The following is an 18,748-nucleotide window of genomic DNA, read 5'->3' on the forward strand; positions in this document are numbered from 1 at the left end:
AAACACGCATTTCTTACAGAGCAAGCCTTTATTTTGAGACCTCTTTCAGCCTGTCAACAGCCACTGTCTGGGTATTCACCGGGTTGTTGCCAACCGTAACCGTTGCCATGCCGTTTGCTTCATCCACATTTTCGATCCAGACCGAATCTCCCTCCAATTGCACCGAAAACGTATCTTTGGAATCGTATATTTGTTTGGCTCTGACAATATCCATATTACTCCTCCTTTCGTCTCAGGTCCTCCATCGTATCTGTTGTTGATTCGTCGATTAATCCATTATGCGGCGTAACATTGCCCCCGCCTAATCCTTCGTTGACCATCCGGTCGATATCCATATCGTAATGCTCGCGTCCTTCATATATCAAATCATTCATACCTGGCTGCGGCTGCTCCAGCAGTCCCGGAAGCTGCATTCCCAAGCTTGCCGATTGCCAATTTCCATTTATGCTCGGCTGCCTTTCCCCGCCAATCACGACCTGCTGCTGTTCGCCAATATTTCTCTGCCCGGTTCCCTGGAGCTGCTCCAGAGAAGCGTGATCCAATTCGCCAATCGCAGCTTGACGCTGCTCGGTTATTCCTGGTTTTTCTTCATTCAGCACGGCTTCTCGCTGATCGAATTCGTTTGCCATTTTCAATGCTTTCCCCCTTTAATCCATCATGCTTTTATCCATCATGCTTTTATCGCCTTCAATGCTTGAACCGTTTAAGAAATTCAAGCACGGTAAACATAACGGCTTGTGCAAAATATGCCCCCCTAACGAACAATCCATGCATGCTTACAGGAGTGGCGACAAAATATGCATGATAGCTTCCGCTGCTTTTTGCTTCCATGGCCGGTCTCGAAACGCGTCGGCACTCAGCTTTTCACTGTGGCTCAAATCAGCCTCAAAATCTTTAAGCAGTTTCGCAATGGGCTTTTCGGCAAACAAAAGAGCCAGTAGTTCGTAATTGCTGTACAAGCTTCTCTGATCCAGATTGGCTGATCCCACCGATGCTACGGTGTTATCGACAATAAGCACTTTGGCATGAATGAAGCCTTTCCGGTAACGATAAATGTTCACCCCGGCATCCAACATATCCTGAACATGCGACATTGTGGCCAGCAGCACCAATTTTGAATCGCTTATTCCAGGCAGAATCAATTTGACTTCGACCCCGCTTCTCGCCGCACTTGCCAATTCTGACGCTATAATAGGATCCGGTATAAAATAAGGTGTCGAAGCATAAATCCGTTTGGCGGCCGCAGACATGATCGCCTGAAGGATTTCAACCATTTTACGCTCAGTTACTCCCGGCTCACTTGAAACAATCAGAAGTTTTTCATGATCCGCTATTTGATGTCCCGGGAAATAATGCGGCGATTGTCCGTTCAATTGCTCGCCTGTCGCAGCTACCCAATCTTCCATAAAAAGCTTCTGCAGTTCCCCGACGCCATCGCCTTCTATTTTCAAATGAGTGTCCCTCCAATAACCAAGCTTGGGATCCATCCCGATGTATTCATCTCCAATATTAATTCCGCCCAAAAAGCCCTTTATTCCGTCAATGACAACGATCTTGCGATGATTGCGGAAATTAAGCCTTCTCTTTGCCAGTGATTGGCGTAAAGGGGCGAAACATGCCGTGCGGCAGCCTCCAGCCTCCATGCTTTCCAGAAAAGCACGTTTAAGCTTCATGCTTCCGATACCGTCATAGATCAGCTTAACCATAATGCCTTGTTTCGCCTTCCTGATTAGAAGCTCCATAAATAATTGCCCAGTTGCATCGCTGCGAATTGTATAGTAATCCAAATGAATATGATGTTTGGCTTTAGCCATCTCCTCCAGCATGGTTTTGTATGTTTCTTCGCCATCGGTCAATATTCGCGTTTTATTTTGGTTGGTCACGGCAAAAAATTCGTCACGCTTCAAAAGAGCATGTAAACGGGTAAATTGCGTATGAGGGCTGAGGACTACTCGTTCCCCCAATATTCGCGTAAAATCCTTCTCAGTGTTAGTATCTACCGCTAACTCCCATTGATTTCCGTCATCGCACCCCGTCTTTTCAAGTTCGTCTTCAACTGACTTATTCTTTTCTATACTGAATGGGTTTTTGACCGGTTTTCTGCCTAGCAGCCAATATACGCCAAATCCGATAAATGGACATATCAAAACGATAAGCAGCCAAGCTGCCATATGCGCCTGCCTCCGGTGCTCCAAAAATAAAATAGCGGCTAGCTGAGCCGTGTAAAGCCCAAGCAAAGCCGCCCAAAAACATGCCATACCCATCAATGATTCCTCCCCTTCCGCAGGCAGCAAACGGTTCTAATCCCTTAGACAAAATAAAGCGCATGTCATAGTGTTGGTTGTGGGGGAGCTTAATATGCGAAAGGAAAAAATACAAAAAAGCATTCATCCTGGCCTGAACAGAATCCATGTTAGAGTGTTCTAACAATGAATTGCGGATTCGACGTAAGGAAAAATGCCTATTGCTCCAAACTGTTTTAAGTTAACTTTTTCTCGCTATGCCCCATGGGTACTATTCGAAGAGGAGGAGTCTTGTCCTTCCCCCGCACTTTTACCTGAAGCAGTTAAATAAGTCCAGATTCCTGCATGCATACTAAAGCGCCCCACCCAAGCAGAAGGAAGCTTTTGATGATGCAGACCCAATTTAAATCCCAGCAGCTTTGCGGCAGACTCCAGCAACAGTCTGGGAATGTGAAGTGAAGCATTCTTACGAATTAGCCCTTTGACTTGATCAACAACCAGCTTGGTCCCTGCCCCGCCAATCGAGCGATATGGATTTAACGCCGGATTTAAGGACAAAGAGATGCCATTGTCAAAAAATCGCTTGAACTGCTGTTTGATCGAATAATTGTGGGAATGGGTAACCTTGGCCTCCGAGCAATACGCGACCTTGTACCCGTTCAAAATACATTTTGCCGACATAAACAAATCTTCATTAAAAATAACGGGTTCTTGAAACTTGCCCATGCGAAAAAATACATCCTTTATAATTGCCGAACAGACGTTGGAGCAGAAAAATGCTTTAAGGCCAAGCTGGTTGACATCGCTATATGAACGCAGATGAGACTCAGAAGGATAATTGCTTAGCCGGGCCAATTGTTCAATTGGCGTTGCGGAAGCAGCCGGAAGCTGTCTTGCGTAAGACGCAACAATATCTCCTTCAACCGCACCGCCCTGATCGCCTCTACCTTGGGTTTCGGCTAGTGGCATAGGGAATAAAAGGGCGGCGGCTAACGGCGACGTTAACTCAGCAATTAAATTGGCATTTTCGGGCATGGCATCTTGCGTCATAAACATAAGAATATTGCCTTCAGACGCCTCTGCCGCACGATTTCTGGTACCGCCATGATCAAATTCGCTTCGCTTAACGGTCAGCAATTTAGCTCCGTTTTCTAATGCAATCTCAGGCGTACCATCAGTTGACTCTGAATCGATAACAATAATTTCATGTAGCGGGCAGCTTTGCTCCCTCAATTTGATCAGCAGCTCCCGAAACTGTGGACCGGCGTTTAAAGTCGGAATAATAACGGACACGGATAAGCCTGTTGGAACGTTTCCAGCTTCAATACGCATTTTTGTTCATCAGGCCTTTCAATATCGTCTTGCCGATAATTTTTAGGTCAAATATAAATGTCCAATTTTCGATATAAAACAAATCGTATCGAATTCTTTCCTCGATCGACGTATCGCCGCGTAGACCATTTGCTTGCGCCCACCCCGTAATGCCAGGCCTGATCTGATGTTTGATCATATATTTGGGTATTTCGTCTCTGAATTGATCCACAAAAAAGGGACGTTCCGGCCGCGGGCCTACCACGCTCATATTGCCAAGCAGCACATTAAAAAATTGCGGCAGCTCGTCGAGACTTGTTTTTCTCAGAAATACGCCAAATTTTGTCCTTCGAGGGTCATTCTCTACCGTCCATTGTGTGTCCCCCTGATTGGCAGGGGCAACATTCATGGAGCGGAATTTATACATATAAAAAGGTTTCCGGTTAAAACCAACCCGCTCCTGCTTAAAAAGCACAGGTCCAGGCGAGGTCAATTTAATGCCAATCGCAATGGCCAACAACACGGGAGAGGTTAACAAAATTGCTGTGAGCGAAAACAAAATATCAAACCAGCGTTTTAAGATTCGATTGCTTAGCTCATCAAGCGGCACATCCCGAACATTAATGAGGGGAATCCCCGCAAAATTATCCAATAGCGGCCGTGCGGGCAAAAGGTCAAAAAAATCAGGAATAATTAACGTTTTTACGCCGGCATGCTCACAGGCTTGAATAATTTGTCCGTATTTGGCATGTGCCTCCAAAGGAAGCGCAATAATGACCTCATCCACCTGTTGTGTCTTTATCACATAAGCCAGGTCATCCAGCTTTCCGATAATCGGCTGCATGCTGCGATATTGAAGCGGATGCTGGTCCAGGAAATCATCCAGAAATCCGAGAGCCTCATACCCCAACTCGGGCCGCTGCATCAAATTGCGGTAAAAACTTCTTCCTACGGAACCTGCCCCTACGATTAAAACAAATCGTTTATTATAACCCTTACGGCGAAGTGAGGAGAGAATCACTTTGACTATATACCGGTATAGGCAAATAAAAACGATATTAAGAGAAAAAAAGATTAACAAAAACTGCCTCGAAATGTTCGACTCATTACTGAAATACAGCAGGGCAAGCAGCCCCATAAATGAAGTAGACTGAATTTGCAATATTTTCAGGACATCGAAAGAAAAATTTTTTCTTCGTTTGGGAGAATAAAATTTCAAATAAAAACCAATCAAAACTGCGCTAAAAGAATAAATCGTCCCCCATAGCAAATACGTGGAAAACGGTACCGATTTGACGTAGGCGAGCAGTTCGCTCTCGAATTTAAGCCAATATGCAAATAAAAACACGACTAGCGTACAACCCAAATCCGCCAGCATATACAATTGCGTCAAAAAACGCTGGTTCTGTCGAAGCATCCCTTGATCCGCACCCACAATCTTTTATTTTTCGACTATGGTAATATTGTACCAAATCTAGCAGTGGAGTTGAATCAAAAAGGAATTTTACCCGTCTTTTATGTGCGAATTTGATTGAATCGCTAGATGATCGACATTATTATTACCCGAATCTATAATCAATCTGTTCAGAAAATTAACTTCTAGTGAGGTTTACGTGTGAAATATTTTAAGATTGATTCACGTCTAGATGAAATTTATGATTTAAATCAAAATGCCTTTCATATCATTCGACTACTTTTAGCGACTATGGTGATATACTCGCATGCTTACCCTTTGTTACTTGGACACCAGTCGCCTGGGGACAAACTAGCGCAGTTAACATCATCTCAGATTGAATTTAGTACAATTGCTGTTTATGGTTTTTTTATAATTAGTGGATTCCTTACAACTCAAAGCATATTAAGGTCCAGCTATAAAAAGTACATTCTCAACCGATTATTTAGAATCATACAGCTTTTGCAATAGCATTATTATTTTGTGCTTTTATTGTCGGGCCGCTGGTAACAAGTTTGCCTTTGGGAAACCACTTTAATCCTGGACTTCCTGATAACCCCTATCAATTTTTCTACAAAAATATTGTCTTCAATATTTTTGGATATGCTTGGGGCATTCGTGATGTTTTTGGAAACAATCCTTATGTCTATGGGTCTTAATGGCTCCATGTGGACATTGAAACATGAAATTGCCTGTTATCTAGCATTGATTTTTTTCTCATTCTTCCATTTATTGAAACATCGGACACTATACTTAATGTCAACTGTTTTAATGGGATTAATTTCGGTCTACAGCTTAGTCACTAATACATTAGTAGTGCAGTTACCAGGACCAAAATTCTGGGTGCTCGGTGAATATGAATTTTTAAATTTTTCCAAATTTCTTTTTTTGTATATGATGGGTTCCCTTTTTTATGTTTACAAAGATAAAATAAGAATCAACTCCAGGTTATATCTACTGTCTATACTTATCCTTATTTTTTCCACTAAGTTAAATCAACTTCATATTGCCTTGCTTATACTCTTGCCATACATTGTATTAAGTACTTGTTTTGTGCTGAAAAAACTAGCGTTTTTTAGCAAGTTTGGCGATTATTCGTATGGGCTTTATTTTTTTTCATTTCCAATCCAGCAACTCTTAGTATTTTATTTCGATGACTATCTCAATATTAAAACATTTTTTATATTTAGTGTTATCTTAACTCTTGGGGTTTCGATTCTATCTTGGAGATATATAGAATCACCTTCTTTAAAGCTAGGGAAATGGATTATCACAAAAGAGTACCATGGGAAAAGAGGCCATCACAACCCGGCCAGTTAGCTAACCTATCTGATGTTAAGTATGCAAGTTAAAACCAGTCGCTGGATTAAACAAACGACTGGTTTTTTTAGTCTCAACCCTTGAATTTGTTATTTAGTCTTAATACATAATAAATCATTTTTTTTCCAATTACTAAAACTATACTATTTCTCATTCTTAATTTCTCTAATACTTTCCAGCCGATTGTCCCTTTAATTGCACGAAGTTCGGCTTCAAGCTTATGTAGTTGGTTGTAATAATTCACATTGTCCTCACTTGATTTAGGCAAAAAATACTTTAAGGCTTTATTAACCTCATGAATATCAAATACCTCTGCATCTTTACTCGGAAGATTAATCCACTTGGAATATATGGCTTCATATTCATTTACCATTTCAACTGTGGATTTAAACTTTTGTTGATTTAAATGGTTCCGCATCATCACCCAATCATTGGGACTTGAAATGATTGTTTCAAAGCTCGTAACTACGTCATCAAGTTTTGTCGATTTCGCAATCCATCCACCCGAAACTTTTTCCACCCTTTCTTTTAAAGCCCCGACAGGAGTTACAAGAACTGGGGTTCCGGACTGCCATGCTTCTGAGAGCGTATATGAAAAGGTCTCGGGAACGACAGAAAGACACAATATAATATCCAGTTTCAAAGTATCCAATATTTCATCTAATTCTTCTCTTTTATACTCGCCATGTTTATATAAATTCACTTGACTTAACATGTTTATTCTTTGATCACCAATCCCACCTATAATATGCCAATTAATGTTAGGGTTTGAGTATTTTTTTATTAATTTGTATACCAAGTCACTTCCTTTAACCGGTGAAATTCCGCCAAGAAATCCGACATTCCAAACTCCTTCTTTTTTTTCAGGGCTAGTTTCAACAGACCTTCTTCGATCACTATATCCATGCTCAATTACTCTTATCTTACCATCTAACATCGGGTACTCACTTATAAATAAATCTTTTGCGAAACCACTTGGTACAATAAATTGATCTATATGGGAGATTAATTTAATGACCTCTTTTTTTCTCCTTTGAATATAGGTTTTTCTGGAATCATAAAATTGATGAAATTCTTTACTTACAACTTTTCCGTTTGTTTCAGTATCATTATAGTATGGGCTTTTTATAGATACAATCTGTGGAGGACAGAACAAGTAAAAATCATGCAGCGTACATAAAACACTGATTTTCATCTTTGCAGCAATTCGTGGCACATCAAAGGTGTGCTTTATTAGATGTTGAATATGAACTATATTGATCTTAAAAGTCCCCATTATTTTTTCTACTATTTCACTATATTCTCTATGGTGAAAGTGTATTGAAGACAATGGCGTTGATAATGGGAAATGATATTTCCCGGTATACTTTCCTTTATTGTATTGTTTAAGAACAAGCTCACTTTCATTAGCGGCCAGCACAAAAGAGTTAATTTGTGTCGATTTTTCAACAAGATCCTTGAGATGGTATTCCGTGCCCCCAATTGGATGATTATATACTTCATCAAAAAAGTTGTGAATGATATACAAAACATTATTTGACTCTTCATTTATATCTTTATAAAGCGGCAAGTGGAGCTTAATATTCTCTTGAATACTCCGCAATGGGTTTTTCAAAATGAATTCTTGTATCATTTTTTCATAGTAAGGATATAAAGAATTTAGTACTCTAAGATTTCTTTTGGATAGCTCTAGCTTTTCACCTTGAAAAGACATCGAGCCCTTATGGTAAATAAAGGTGTCATCAGCTAAAACATTTTTATATCCACATTCGATTACTCTACAACAGAAATCATTTTCTTCTCCATAACCTTTTCCAAAGTTATCCATATCAAATAAACCAACTTCATCTAGGACACTTCTCTTAATGTACATGCAAAATCCAACAGCAGTTGGAATAGCCGGAAATACTTTATAGGAGATTTTTTCAATCAAATACGCAAAAGTATCTATTGTATACCCTTCGGGTAGAACATTATCATCCAAGAAGTCGGGTACGGAACAGATTGTCCCATTATTAGTAAGTGGAGTCACGGTAGCGATATCATCTTCAGAGTATGCAACTTCACCCATCTTCTTCAACCAATTTTTGGTTACAATCGTGTCGCTATTAAGCAAGACAACATCAGAATTTGAAATATCCATTCCTTTATTAACTGTTCCAACAAACCCCAGATTCGTTTCATTCTGCAAAATAACGACTCTCTCATCTGTTATCTTGTTCAAAAATTTATTTACTCCGGGATCTGGACTACAATCATTAATTATTATGATCCTATGGCAATTCAAATCTGTATTCTTGAGCAAAGAATTATAACATTCCTCAAGCTCTAGGGGAGCATTATACACAGGAATAATAATATCAACTGCACGAACATTCATTTACTGGTCTCCTTTTTTAAACCTACTCATAAATCTATTTTTAAGTTTTTTAAATACCCTTTTATTTATTTCTTTTTCAATAACTGATTTCTCACCCAAAATCACACTTCTTTTTTCATGCTTTTCAGCAATTTTATTTCTTTTTTTGTAGTTTAAATTAAGCTTTTCAATTTCACTTATAAGATTTTCTATTTCCTTTTCTTTATTGGCAATAGTATCATGACACTTTTGAATATAAAGTGTATTTTGTTCAAGTGCTTGATCTTTATTAGCAATGGTCTTGTGACATAAATCGATATAAGAATTATTCTTACTGAGTTCAATTTCTTTATTATTTATGGTTATTGTATACTCATTAAGTGTGTTCTGATAACGATACATTTCAGCTACAAACATTTCCTTACTAAAATGTTCATATGGATCAATTGTATTAAAGTCATTTTCATCTATATTCAAACCATTATTAATTTTTATTAACATAGTTATTAAGGCTGATTTTTGTGTAATGACCTCTTCGGAAACTACGTCAACTTCATCAAGTTGCAATTGCAAATTTGACAATAAAAAAATACACATCGACTCATAAAAGGATATTTTATTATCCTTATTTACCGTAGAATTAATAAAACCCCGCACTATTTCTGAAGTACGAGATTCTTTAATAAAAAAGAACCAAAAGTTAGCTTCCAAGCTCGAATAAGGCAATACTCCAGATTCATGCAGTAAGTAAAAGTAATAGTATGCAAAGCGATAAGCATCAAGAAATGCAAATCTTGAAATTTGAGAAAACTCAAAATCAATTATGGACAGTTTATTGGAATGCTCAATGACATTCGATGGAGTAAGATCAAAGTGAACGATTGTACGAGGCACATCAATATTTTTTATTTTTTCAACAAGATCAATAAAAAATAACTTTTCAGGTTCAGATATGTTCAGTATGCTAAATAAATAATTTGAATTTTCAATAGTATTATCCATGTATGAGGGTCTATCATAACCACTCGTTACCTTTATATTCTTTAAGTCATTTATTAACTGTGATGTTTTGGAGAAATCTTCCTCGATAGAATCTAGAATTAAAGAAATTTCCTTAATCCCAAAAAAGTTTATCTCTTTCTGAATTTTCAATTTCAGCGAGATTCCTGGAACATACTGTTCGAAAGCCACGACTCTTCCATTAATCACCATGCTGCCTAATGATTTAGGTGAGTGTCCCCATCTATTTAACGTTTGTAACCAATAGTGTTCATTTTTAAGCTTTTCATTTTCGGTCTGTGGAATTCTCAAAAATTTACCTACGATTTCCGGCTTCTCATTTTCATTAATAAATATGAGTACAGTTATTTTTCCATGCGTAATTTTTTTCCCTTGTGGATTCGACAAAAGCAATAATTGAATGCTTTGAGGTTTTACAGCAAAATAGCTTTTCCAATTTCCCAGTAAAAATTCTTTTATTTGAGGTATCATTCTGCTTTACGTTCCTCCTTACGAGCAAGAATGCTAAAGGATGATATAAATGGTGATAGATCACCGTGTTCAATCATTACTTTTTCCAAATCAATAACCCTTCCTTCTAATGAATCAGAGGGGGCTTTAAATTGCATTGAATTCCACAGAAATTTAGACACATTTCTTTCATCAACATTGTGAATGGATTCAATTATTTTATAATCAGGGTACGGGTATAAAAATTCAATATTCTTAAAACCAGTCTCACTTAATAAATTATGATAGCCAGCTTTGCTATAAGTATACGTTCTATATTCTGTTCCATTTTGCGATAAGCTTAATTTATTCGCTGATTCCCGATCAAGATAAGAAATAAATTTTATATTTGTATGGTCGTCAGGCTCGCCAATTACATATTTAAAACCTGTTGCGTTTTCAATGCCAACATATAAAAATCCTCCAGGTTTTAATAAATCATATGCTATTTTTAATGCTTTAAGTTGAATGTCTTTGGGATCTCCTTCACCTCCAACTCCCAGCCATTCCAGTACTCCATTAAATGACACTAAATCAAATTGATTTCCTTGTAGTGGATTATCAAAAATGTCCGCATGTACCACTGTCAGATTATTTATTTTTTCTTGTTTGGCCCGTTCAAGCAAAAACTCTAATCTGTCAAGCGTACCATCTAATGCTACTACATGACCTACATTACGAGCTAAGGGCATTGTAATAGTTCCCCAACCGGCACCTATATCTAAAGCAATCGAGCTTTTATTTAGAGGCATCAAATATTGCCAATCTGCTCGCGCATCATCAGCTATTATACGAAGCAAAAATGGCTTGCTCTTAAAAAAGTCGGTTATTGTTTTCCTCCATCCATGTTTACTGCAATTTTCAATCAATGATTTCATGGTATCTTCATCTAAGTCGGAATAATAATGATTACTCTTTGAATGGAGATGTATTTCGCCTTTTTTGTGCAAAATCTGTCCGCATTTTGGGCAGCTGTTTTGTCCATGAAATAATGGTATTGGATGCTTGCATTCTAAACAGCTAAATATAATCGCCACAATTACTCATCCTTAAAATTTATTTTATTTATGAATACATCTGCATTAGGGTCAACAAGTCCTGTTGCTTTTTTACTTTCAATTACTTTAAATGTTGTAACATCATATCGCCTATCCATAACAATAATTTTCTCCTCAGCCAACTCAATTAAACCAAGCGATATAACATAATCACCAGCATTTAAAGCAACGTTCTGGACAAACAATACTTCAACTAATTCTCCTTCTTTATAATTTGTTAATTTTAATTGTTCAAAGTCCGTATTCGTTCCAGTAACTTCGACACCGGATATTGTTTTTACCGTGTAGGCAGCCAAAGAACTGGATACGAAAGTGTTATATTTTAATTTTATTAAGATGTGTATTTTCTCTCCGTGTTTAAATATGTTTGAATAGTTATCATTTTCACCGTATACACGAAAATCTATAATTTCTCCGTCCTTGTTACCATACCGAAACTCATCTGACTCATATTTAACCTTTTCATTTAATTCATTTTCTTGGACTATTATTGTCTTCTCCTGCAATTCATCACTTGGTTCACTGTTGCCATTCTCGATTTCAGAAACTAGTTTCGTATAAACATTTATCACATGATTTGGATGGCCTTGTTCAATAAGTTTTCCTTTGTAAATCAACACTGCTTTGTCACAAAACAATTTTACTAGTCCCAAACTATGCGTAACTAATAAAATAGTTACACCTTTTTCTTTCAATTCTTCAAATTTCCGAAAGCATTTGCGTTGAAAACTCTCATCGCCTACAGCCAAAGCCTCATCAACAATTAAAATTTCCGGTTCGACATTAATAGCAACAGCAAACGCAAGTCTTACATACATTCCACTGCTATAGGTCTTAACCGGCCTATCTATAAAATCCCCGATTTGAGCAAAGTTGATAATTTCATCAAGTTTTTCTTCAATTTCTTTTTTTTCAACGCCAAGGATCGAGGCGTAGAGAAAAATATTTTCTCGCCCTGTATACTCCATATTGAAACCAGCGCCTAATTCAAGAAGAGCAGAAATTCTCCCTGATACACGTACATTCCCTTCTGTTGGCTGGAGTATTCCGGTTACGATTTGAAGTAATGTGCTCTTACCGGACCCATTAGGCCCAACAATTCCGTAAGTTTGTCCTTTTTCAACTTTAAACGAAATTCCTCTTAAAGCTTCTACCTCTTGATATGAGCTCCCTAAATTAAATAATTCCATTAATCTATGGTATGGTTTTTTATAAACTTTATATTTTTTGCTTACACTGTTTATTTCAAGAGCAAACTGTTTACTCATAATACATCAACAAATCCTTTTTTAGTTTTATGAAAAATGTACTGCCCACTCAGAAAAATAATTAGTGATATTACATATAAATAAATTAATTTTTCATTCTGAATTAATTCCGCCTTAAACAAACTAGATCGAATGCCTTCCACCACATGAACCAATGGATTCCAGAAAAAATAGCCTCTAACCTTTTCAGGAATTACGCTTAACGGATATATTATCGCACTTGCATAAAATACAATATTCAATAACACACCCACTAACTGACTTAAATCCCTAAAGAATACATTCATACTTGAACAAAGCCAACTAAATCCTAATGTCATCATTATTAATGGAAAAAAGTACGTTATGGATAATACTATAGAAATAAACGAAATACTTCCACCTGTAAGCATAATTCCAAAAAGCAAGATAATATATCCAATCGAAAAATTAATTAAATTTGACAATAACAGCGATACAGGCAATATCTCTGATGGGAATATCGTCTTTTTAATTAGATTTGTGTTATCAATTACTAATGTGGTTGATCTGCTTAACGTCTCCGAAAAGAGAATCCACGGTAACAGTCCCGCAAACATCCATACCGTAAAATTATCGGTTCCAAATTCCAGCCCCACCCTGACATTCAGCATCCAAGAAAATACTAGCGAGTAAATAGCCAATGTAGTAAGAGGATGTATAATCGACCAAACAAAACCCATCATTGAACCTGCATATCTGTTTTTCAAATCTCGTATCATAAAGTTTTTAACCAAATACTGGTTTGATACTATACTTTTTATAGTGGTTATTAAGTACATTTCTATTATTCATCTCTCTTTTGCTTAAAATATAAACACTGGCGGTATCATTACCACTTATTTGCGACTTACTTTTTTTATAAACGACATTACATAGTTAAATGATGAAATGAACATCATTTTTACTATCTTGCAATAGTAAATCAACTCTCTTTTTTTCATGGGTCGGTTGTCCGCTTCCGGAAGCAATCGAATGCCCGCAAAAAAACCGTTCAAATAACTTTTTAAGTATCCCTTCCTTAAAAAAAACATCATTTTTATGATTATTCCTAATAGGAAGATAGGTAAAAGCACTAAAAGAAATAAAAGAGGTAGGTTTTTATATAGAAGCAAGACATTGTTTCTGGCGGATATATTCACTTTAAAATGGTTATACTTTTCTCCACCACTTGTTGCGCTACCTATGTGAAGAACTTCAGCGGTCGGACAAAAGACATTTTTAAAGCCCTTTATGTTTGCTCTAAAGCCTATATCCACATCTTCTAAATAAGCAAAAAATGTTTCATCAAAATATCCTATTACGTCAAAAGTACTTACTCTATACAAAGCTGCACCTGCGCATGAACTAAAAACAACACGTTGATGCATATAATTATACTTAGTATCACCATCCCCTGTTTTAAAAGCCCATCCTAACAAGGTAAGCTGGTCCCCAGCGTTATCTACGATATCACGATTTTCATGATTCAACATTAGCGAGGAAACTGAAAAAATGAGTGGGTCAGATTCTATACATTTTTCCATATTCAAAATGAAATCTGGCAAAATAAAAGCATCATTATTAAGAAGTAAAACATATTTAGTTTTAGAGAGTTTAATTCCTTGATTTACTGCGTATGAAAACCCCATATTTTTATCGTTAACAACTACAATAATATCTTGATACTTTTTCTTTATAATTTTAACGCTGTTGTCATTTGAATTGTTATCTATGACAATGATTTTTGATTCATCTTCTATTTGTAATAGTGCTTTATCAATACAAATCTCAATATACTTTTCACCATTATAATTAGGAATGACAACTGTTGTATCCATATGATTCTCCCACTGTAAATCTTTTGGTTAATGATGGAAATTAAGTCGCGAGACGTTTCATCGTCTTTGCCTATACTATAAATAAGTTTCTTTAATAAAACCGACATTTACCGTCAATTTACGTTTATCTCCATAATACCACTTTAAGAACAAAAGAACATCCTTCACGCCCTTCTCCAATAGCTTTCCTCCCCCCCTTTTGATAAAATACATAAAGGTACAGCACTTGAAATCACTAGAAACCATACAGATAGGAGTACATAAAAATGGCAGTAAATAAACATTCGGCAAATGGCAGGAGCAACGGTTATTCTGACATTCCGCTGATATGGTGGCTAGGAGCATTTGCTATTGCTCTCTTTTTCGTTGTTTTCCCCTATAACCGGGCTATGTTTAACGGATACCAGATTAGCTTCGAGAAAACGATAAACAACGGTTTGTTTTACATTTTTGCGCTGTTGTTGATTTCTGTCTTTTATCTGCTGCGCAAATGGAAACTGGATAGCCATGTCGGCATATTGTCGATTCTTGTCCCCTTGTTTCCAGTAATTTATTGGATTTCTTCCTTGCAGGCGGTATCCGACTATTACGCGGTCTATATGACTCTCGTATACGCAGCCTTTTGCGGGCTGTTGCTTGTTGGGCTTTATGCCGCACAATGGCAAAGCACACGCAGCCTCATTGAAGCCGGCATGATGCTTTCGGGCGGCATTATAGTTTTGTTCGGCTTGTTAAATCTATTTGGCCAATACTATTATCAGGATGCTCTCTGGCTAGCGCATGACGGCTATCGTTTAACCTCTGTTTTCCAATATTCCAATACATATGCGGGTTATTTGATTGCTCTTTTTCTTGCTGCTGTCTATTACGCGGTACACGGGACGAAAACCTCCATACGCTTGGCATCTGCCGCATGGCTTGTTCCCATTTGGCTTTCTTTTATGCTGACTTATTCTCGAGGCGCCATTGTTGTTATTCCTGTAATTGTTTTGCTGGTTTTGCCTTTTTTACGTTTGTCCAAACAAATTGCCTATGTCTTATATATGGTTGTTTCTGTAGGCGTCACTATGCTTGTATTGGGTAAAATATCTTCGAATACGGCAGCTATTGCCGTTTTGGTTCAACCAACATCCGAAAAGGCCCCTAGTCCTGTCTCCCTATTCTCGGCGCTGCCATTGCAAAGCTGGGGATTGCTGTTGTTGGCCTCAGCCATTACAACCGCGGCAATCTGGCTTTATCATGCGAAGCTCGAAAAATGGGTAGAACGCAAACTGGAAAAGCTTTCTTCACGCAAGCTTTCAACAATTTTTATGCCGGCTTTGATTGTAGTTGCTGGTGTAGCTGGGGCCGCTTTGCTTATTGGAAGCCCGGCTGTAAGAAGCTTGCTGCCCGAGCAGCTTGCAGATCGAGTAGCCAATATCAATTTCCAGCAGCACAGTGTGCTGGAGCGGATAACATTCTATAAAGACGGGCTGAGCGCTGCCAGCGACTATCCTATGCTAGGCGCAGGCGGCGGTGCATGGCAGGCCATGTACGAACAATACCAGAATAACCCTTATGAAAGCCGCCAAGCCCACAGCTTTTACATTCAAGTGCTAGTTGAGGTGGGTTGGATTGGCTTGATTGCGCTTTTGGCTCTTTTAGGATATATCTACTTCCTATATATCCGATCCCATATCCGCCATCCGGAGCTGCGAGGCAGCCATTTCGTGTTTTTTATCATGTCCGTTTCGTTGTTGCTTCACAGCGCCATTGATTTTGATATGAGCTACGTTTATATCGGAGCGCTGGTGTTTGTTTCTCTTGGTTGCATGCTTGCCCCATATGCCTCTAAACTGGCCATTACTCGTTTCAATGCGCTGACGCAAAAACCATGGCAGCAGATGATTTATCCCGGCGCAATAGCTGTAATGACGGTTGTATTACTGTTTGTTACGATTCAAAACAATCGCGCTTTAGCCAATTATGATAAAACTCTTCAGAAAGCAGCGCAGCAGCAAGCCAATTTTTCTGAATTAATTACAAGCCTGGACAAGTCGATATCTTTGGCGCCGAGCCAATCCGCCTACTCCGTCATGAAAGCAAATTGGCTGCTGCAAGGATATGATCAGAATACAGACTCAGGCTTGCTTGTGCTTGCAGCCGATGCAATTGATCAGGCGTTAACCTCCGATCCCTATAGCCGCGGATTGTTTGTGCACAAAATACAGCTTCTTCAGAAAAGCAAAGCAACTGAGCAGCTGCTGTCGGTTGTCGATGAAACGTTGATTAAGTTTCCGTGGGACATCACCTTTTATGAAACGGCAATGATTAGTTATGACCAAGCTCATACCGAGGCTTTAACAGATCAGAATACGGATAAGGCCAATGCCTATAAAACCCGAATTCTTGAAATAAGCGCCGAAATTCAGCGTCGATTGGATTTGCTAGCAACGCTGCCGCCCGAGCAGCAGCAAGGCCGGAACTTCGCAATTACTGAACCTATGAGTGCCATTCTGGGATCGCTTGAATAGGAAGTGACTTAAACTTTTTTGGCATGTTTTATAGCTTCCAAGAATAAATAGTCATAGGACGTTCTGCAATAGTATTAAGCCGGCCGGAAGGAGCTAACCCGTGAAAGATGCGCGAAGACCTGCATGGTCATTTGTGGTCATGCGCGGCGCTGACAAATCCGCCAAGCAGTTTACCGTTTCGAAGCGATCTGTTGTAGCAATGCCCCTTGCGGCCATACTGGCCGTAACGGGCACGATTGCCGGACTTCAGATAAAAGCCGCGCTGGAACTGAAAACGCTGGAGCAGGAGCTGGCCGATCAGTCTGCCTATTTCACAACAAAAATGACCGGATTAAATGGAGTAGTCGATACAAAAGATGATGAAATCGTCATGCTTCAGCAGGAAATATTGGATTTGTCGCGCCAGTCGCAGGAAATGAGGAAAAAAGTTGAAGAGCTGCAGGAGCTGGAGCAAAAGCTTAAGCTTTTTATTGAAACCTATGGCAGCTCTACTCCAAGTATTGACGGCGAAGAAAACACCGCTTCCAAATCATCAAGTAGTTCAAAGCTTGGCTACGAGGCTCGCGCAAAAACAATCGTGCCTTTAAGCATGAGCTCCAGACGCCCACAAGTCGCAGTTGCACCGGAAGCTATTTTCTCTCCTGCAGAAGATTCATCTTCTACTGTTGGAAATGCATCTTCGGCTAGCAGACATTCCAATGGATCGCGGCTACAGACAACCCGGACTGAATCGACGTCTTCCTTTTATGACCCCAGTCTAAATCAAATGGCATCGCTTGCCCGACAAACGGGGCTGGATTTTGCAACCCTCGGAGAAATGGTGGACTCCATGGAAATATCCATGGCACAAACCCTCTTGCAGGCACAGCAGAAAAGAACAACCGTCGATGCGTATCCTTCCTATTGGCCTGCCAACTCCAGGCAGCTGACATCAGGCTTTGGCTACCGGAAAGACCCCTTTACCGGCCGAGCTACCTTTCATGCAGGCATCGACATCAATGGCAAAAGCGGAGACGCAGTCTTCAGCGCAGCGGACGGCACCGTTTCATCTACCGGTTATGATACGCAGTTCGGCAATTACGTCGCAATCGACCATCTGGGCGGCCTGCAAACGTTATACATGCACCTGCAAAGTATCGTGGCCGTTAAAGGGGATACCGTCGTTCGCGGCGAAAAAATCGGAACCATTGGCTCAAGCGGCCGCAGCACAGGGGCTCATCTTCACTTTCAAATCATGCAAAGCAGCGAACCTGTAAATCCGCTAGGCTACCTACAAAGAAAATAACAGCTGTTGACTGTCAAAACGGGAGTTCAAATGCAGCTAGACATGCTTCTTGGAAGGTGGACTTTTTGAACAACCTCTAAAAGGAGGAAAGGTTTATGTTCAAGGATAACAAACGCTTAATCGCTGCCGACACACTGATTGGCCAAGGCACGATTGTTGAAGGCAAGCTGATGAGCGAAGGCAATTTGCGCATTGAAGGTGAATGCCGCGGCGATATCACTTGCCATGGAGATGTCATTATCGGCGAATGCGGCATAGTCCGTTCTGCCGTCGAAGCGAGAGATATTACCTTAGCCGGCAAGCTATATGGGGATATTACAGCAAAAGGCCGACTGATCATTACTTCTTCCGGACATCTAACCGGCAATGTCTCGGCCGCTTCCCTGGTTATCCAGGATGGTGGAATGGTTAACGGCCATTGCCGAACGGAAAGCCAGAATACGCAGCCAGAAAGCGGTAAATCGCGCCAATCGGCAGATGCTACATCTTCCCAAGGCACAAACGGGAAAAATGCTCCCAAACCGGAGGGCGGAACCGAAGAAAACCGCATCAAATCACGACAAGCCGGTTAACGGCTTAGGTTTAGACATA

At 39.3% G+C, this 18,748-nt stretch carries 16 protein-coding genes; 5 read left to right on the forward strand and 11 right to left on the reverse strand.

The annotated features are described in order from the left end of the window. Positions 1-28 precede the first annotated feature (28 nt). The 5 genes from ACX93W_RS16725 to ACX93W_RS16745 all read right to left on the reverse strand — a co-directional run bounded on the left by ACX93W_RS16725 (position 29) and on the right by ACX93W_RS16745 (position 4,971). Positions 29-214 (reverse strand): H-type small acid-soluble spore protein, encoded by a 186-nt coding sequence (locus tag ACX93W_RS16725; RefSeq protein WP_459393508.1) that lies wholly within the window; start codon positions 212-214, stop codon positions 29-31. A gap of 1 nt (position 215) precedes the next feature. After that, positions 216-635, reverse strand: coding sequence for a hypothetical protein (locus ACX93W_RS16730; protein ID WP_459393558.1), 420 nt, complete (start codon positions 633-635; stop codon positions 216-218). Between the two features lie 141 nt (positions 636-776). Beyond that, positions 777-2,264 carry a cardiolipin synthase gene (cls, locus tag ACX93W_RS16735; RefSeq protein ID WP_459393509.1) on the reverse strand — a complete coding sequence of 496 codons (1,488 nt, stop codon included), beginning with the start codon at positions 2,262-2,264 and terminating at the stop codon, positions 777-779. Between the two features lie 234 nt (positions 2,265-2,498). Then, positions 2,499-3,536 (reverse strand): glycosyltransferase family 2 protein, encoded by a 1,038-nt coding sequence (locus tag ACX93W_RS16740; protein WP_459393510.1) that lies wholly within the window; start codon positions 3,534-3,536, stop codon positions 2,499-2,501. A 28-nt stretch (positions 3,537-3,564) separates the two neighbouring features. Beyond that, complete coding sequence (locus ACX93W_RS16745) at positions 3,565-4,971, reverse strand: undecaprenyl-phosphate glucose phosphotransferase (RefSeq protein WP_459393511.1); 1,407 nt, start codon at positions 4,969-4,971, stop codon at positions 3,565-3,567. 198 nt (positions 4,972-5,169) lie between these two features. On the opposite strand from ACX93W_RS16745, the gene ACX93W_RS16750 reads away from it, so the two are divergent. Together ACX93W_RS16750 and ACX93W_RS16755 are read left to right on the forward strand one after the other, a co-directional pair. Next, positions 5,170-5,478 carry an acyltransferase family protein gene (locus tag ACX93W_RS16750; RefSeq protein ID WP_459393512.1) on the forward strand — a complete coding sequence of 103 codons (309 nt, stop codon included), beginning with the start codon at positions 5,170-5,172 and terminating at the stop codon, positions 5,476-5,478. A 177-nt stretch (positions 5,479-5,655) separates the two neighbouring features. Beyond that, positions 5,656-6,327 carry an acyltransferase family protein gene (locus ACX93W_RS16755; protein ID WP_459393557.1) on the forward strand — a complete coding sequence of 224 codons (672 nt, stop codon included), beginning with the start codon at positions 5,656-5,658 and terminating at the stop codon, positions 6,325-6,327. Positions 6,328-6,400: 73 nt separating this feature from the next. Here the strand turns inward: ACX93W_RS16755 and ACX93W_RS16760 are convergent, their stop codons facing one another. The 6 genes from ACX93W_RS16760 to ACX93W_RS16785 all read right to left on the reverse strand — a co-directional run bounded on the left by ACX93W_RS16760 (position 6,401) and on the right by ACX93W_RS16785 (position 14,359). Continuing rightward, the gene (locus ACX93W_RS16760; RefSeq protein ID WP_459393513.1) at positions 6,401-8,707 is read right to left on the reverse strand and encodes a glycosyltransferase; all 2,307 of its coding nucleotides are present in this window, start codon (positions 8,705-8,707) and stop codon (positions 6,401-6,403) included. Continuing rightward, positions 8,708-10,177: a protein kinase family protein gene (locus tag ACX93W_RS16765; protein WP_459393514.1), complete on the reverse strand. Its 1,470-nt coding sequence runs from the start codon at positions 10,175-10,177 to the stop codon at positions 8,708-8,710. It lies immediately after the preceding gene. Beyond that, complete coding sequence (locus tag ACX93W_RS16770; RefSeq protein ID WP_459393515.1) at positions 10,174-11,232, reverse strand: class I SAM-dependent methyltransferase; 1,059 nt, start codon at positions 11,230-11,232, stop codon at positions 10,174-10,176. The genes ACX93W_RS16765 and ACX93W_RS16770 overlap by 4 nt, the downstream gene beginning before the upstream one ends. A gap of 2 nt (positions 11,233-11,234) precedes the next feature. Next, a complete protein-coding gene (locus ACX93W_RS16775; RefSeq protein ID WP_459393516.1) occupies positions 11,235-12,521 on the reverse strand; it encodes an ABC transporter ATP-binding protein in 1,287 nt (428 codons plus the stop codon). Continuing rightward, on the reverse strand, positions 12,518-13,261 hold the full coding sequence (locus ACX93W_RS16780) for an ABC transporter permease (RefSeq protein ID WP_459393517.1): 744 nt from the start codon (positions 13,259-13,261) through the stop codon (positions 12,518-12,520). Before ACX93W_RS16780 ends, ACX93W_RS16775 begins: the two co-directional genes overlap by 4 nt. A gap of 117 nt (positions 13,262-13,378) precedes the next feature. Continuing rightward, positions 13,379-14,359 carry a glycosyltransferase family 2 protein gene (locus ACX93W_RS16785; protein WP_459393518.1) on the reverse strand — a complete coding sequence of 327 codons (981 nt, stop codon included), beginning with the start codon at positions 14,357-14,359 and terminating at the stop codon, positions 13,379-13,381. 266 nt (positions 14,360-14,625) lie between these two features. On the opposite strand from ACX93W_RS16785, the gene ACX93W_RS16790 reads away from it, so the two are divergent. From ACX93W_RS16790 to ACX93W_RS16800, 3 genes are all read left to right on the forward strand, one after another. Next, positions 14,626-16,872: an O-antigen ligase family protein gene (locus ACX93W_RS16790; RefSeq protein ID WP_459393519.1), complete on the forward strand. Its 2,247-nt coding sequence runs from the start codon at positions 14,626-14,628 to the stop codon at positions 16,870-16,872. A gap of 100 nt (positions 16,873-16,972) precedes the next feature. Next, a complete protein-coding gene (locus tag ACX93W_RS16795; RefSeq protein ID WP_459393520.1) occupies positions 16,973-18,157 on the forward strand; it encodes a peptidoglycan DD-metalloendopeptidase family protein in 1,185 nt (394 codons plus the stop codon). A 95-nt stretch (positions 18,158-18,252) separates the two neighbouring features. Next, positions 18,253-18,729, forward strand: coding sequence for a bactofilin family protein (locus ACX93W_RS16800; protein WP_459393521.1), 477 nt, complete (start codon positions 18,253-18,255; stop codon positions 18,727-18,729). The last annotated feature ends 19 nt before the right edge of the window (positions 18,730-18,748 follow it).

The organism is Paenibacillus sp. CAU 1782 (genome assembly GCF_054551715.1).

Bases quoted from the DNA above. Each gene is read 5' to 3' on its own strand.
- ACX93W_RS16725 (WP_459393508.1), bottom strand. From the start codon at position 214: ATGGATATTGTCAGAGCCAAACAAATATACGATTCCAAAGATACGTTT.
- cls (WP_459393509.1), bottom strand. From the start codon at position 2,264: ATGGGTATGGCATGTTTTTGGGCGGCTTTGCTTGGGCTTTACACGGCT.
- ACX93W_RS16745 (WP_459393511.1), bottom strand. From the start codon at position 4,971: ATGCTTCGACAGAACCAGCGTTTTTTGACGCAATTGTATATGCTGGCG.
- ACX93W_RS16755 (WP_459393557.1), top strand. From the start codon at position 5,656: ATGGGTCTTAATGGCTCCATGTGGACATTGAAACATGAAATTGCCTGT.
- ACX93W_RS16760 (WP_459393513.1), bottom strand. From the start codon at position 8,707: ATGAATGTTCGTGCAGTTGATATTATTATTCCTGTGTATAATGCTCCC.
- ACX93W_RS16765 (WP_459393514.1), bottom strand. From the start codon at position 10,177: ATGATACCTCAAATAAAAGAATTTTTACTGGGAAATTGGAAAAGCTAT.
- ACX93W_RS16775 (WP_459393516.1), bottom strand. From the start codon at position 12,521: ATGAGTAAACAGTTTGCTCTTGAAATAAACAGTGTAAGCAAAAAATAT.
- ACX93W_RS16780 (WP_459393517.1), bottom strand. From the start codon at position 13,261: ATGATACGAGATTTGAAAAACAGATATGCAGGTTCAATGATGGGTTTT.
- ACX93W_RS16785 (WP_459393518.1), bottom strand. From the start codon at position 14,359: ATGGATACAACAGTTGTCATTCCTAATTATAATGGTGAAAAGTATATT.
- ACX93W_RS16790 (WP_459393519.1), top strand. From the start codon at position 14,626: ATGGCAGTAAATAAACATTCGGCAAATGGCAGGAGCAACGGTTATTCT.
- ACX93W_RS16800 (WP_459393521.1), top strand. From the start codon at position 18,253: ATGTTCAAGGATAACAAACGCTTAATCGCTGCCGACACACTGATTGGC.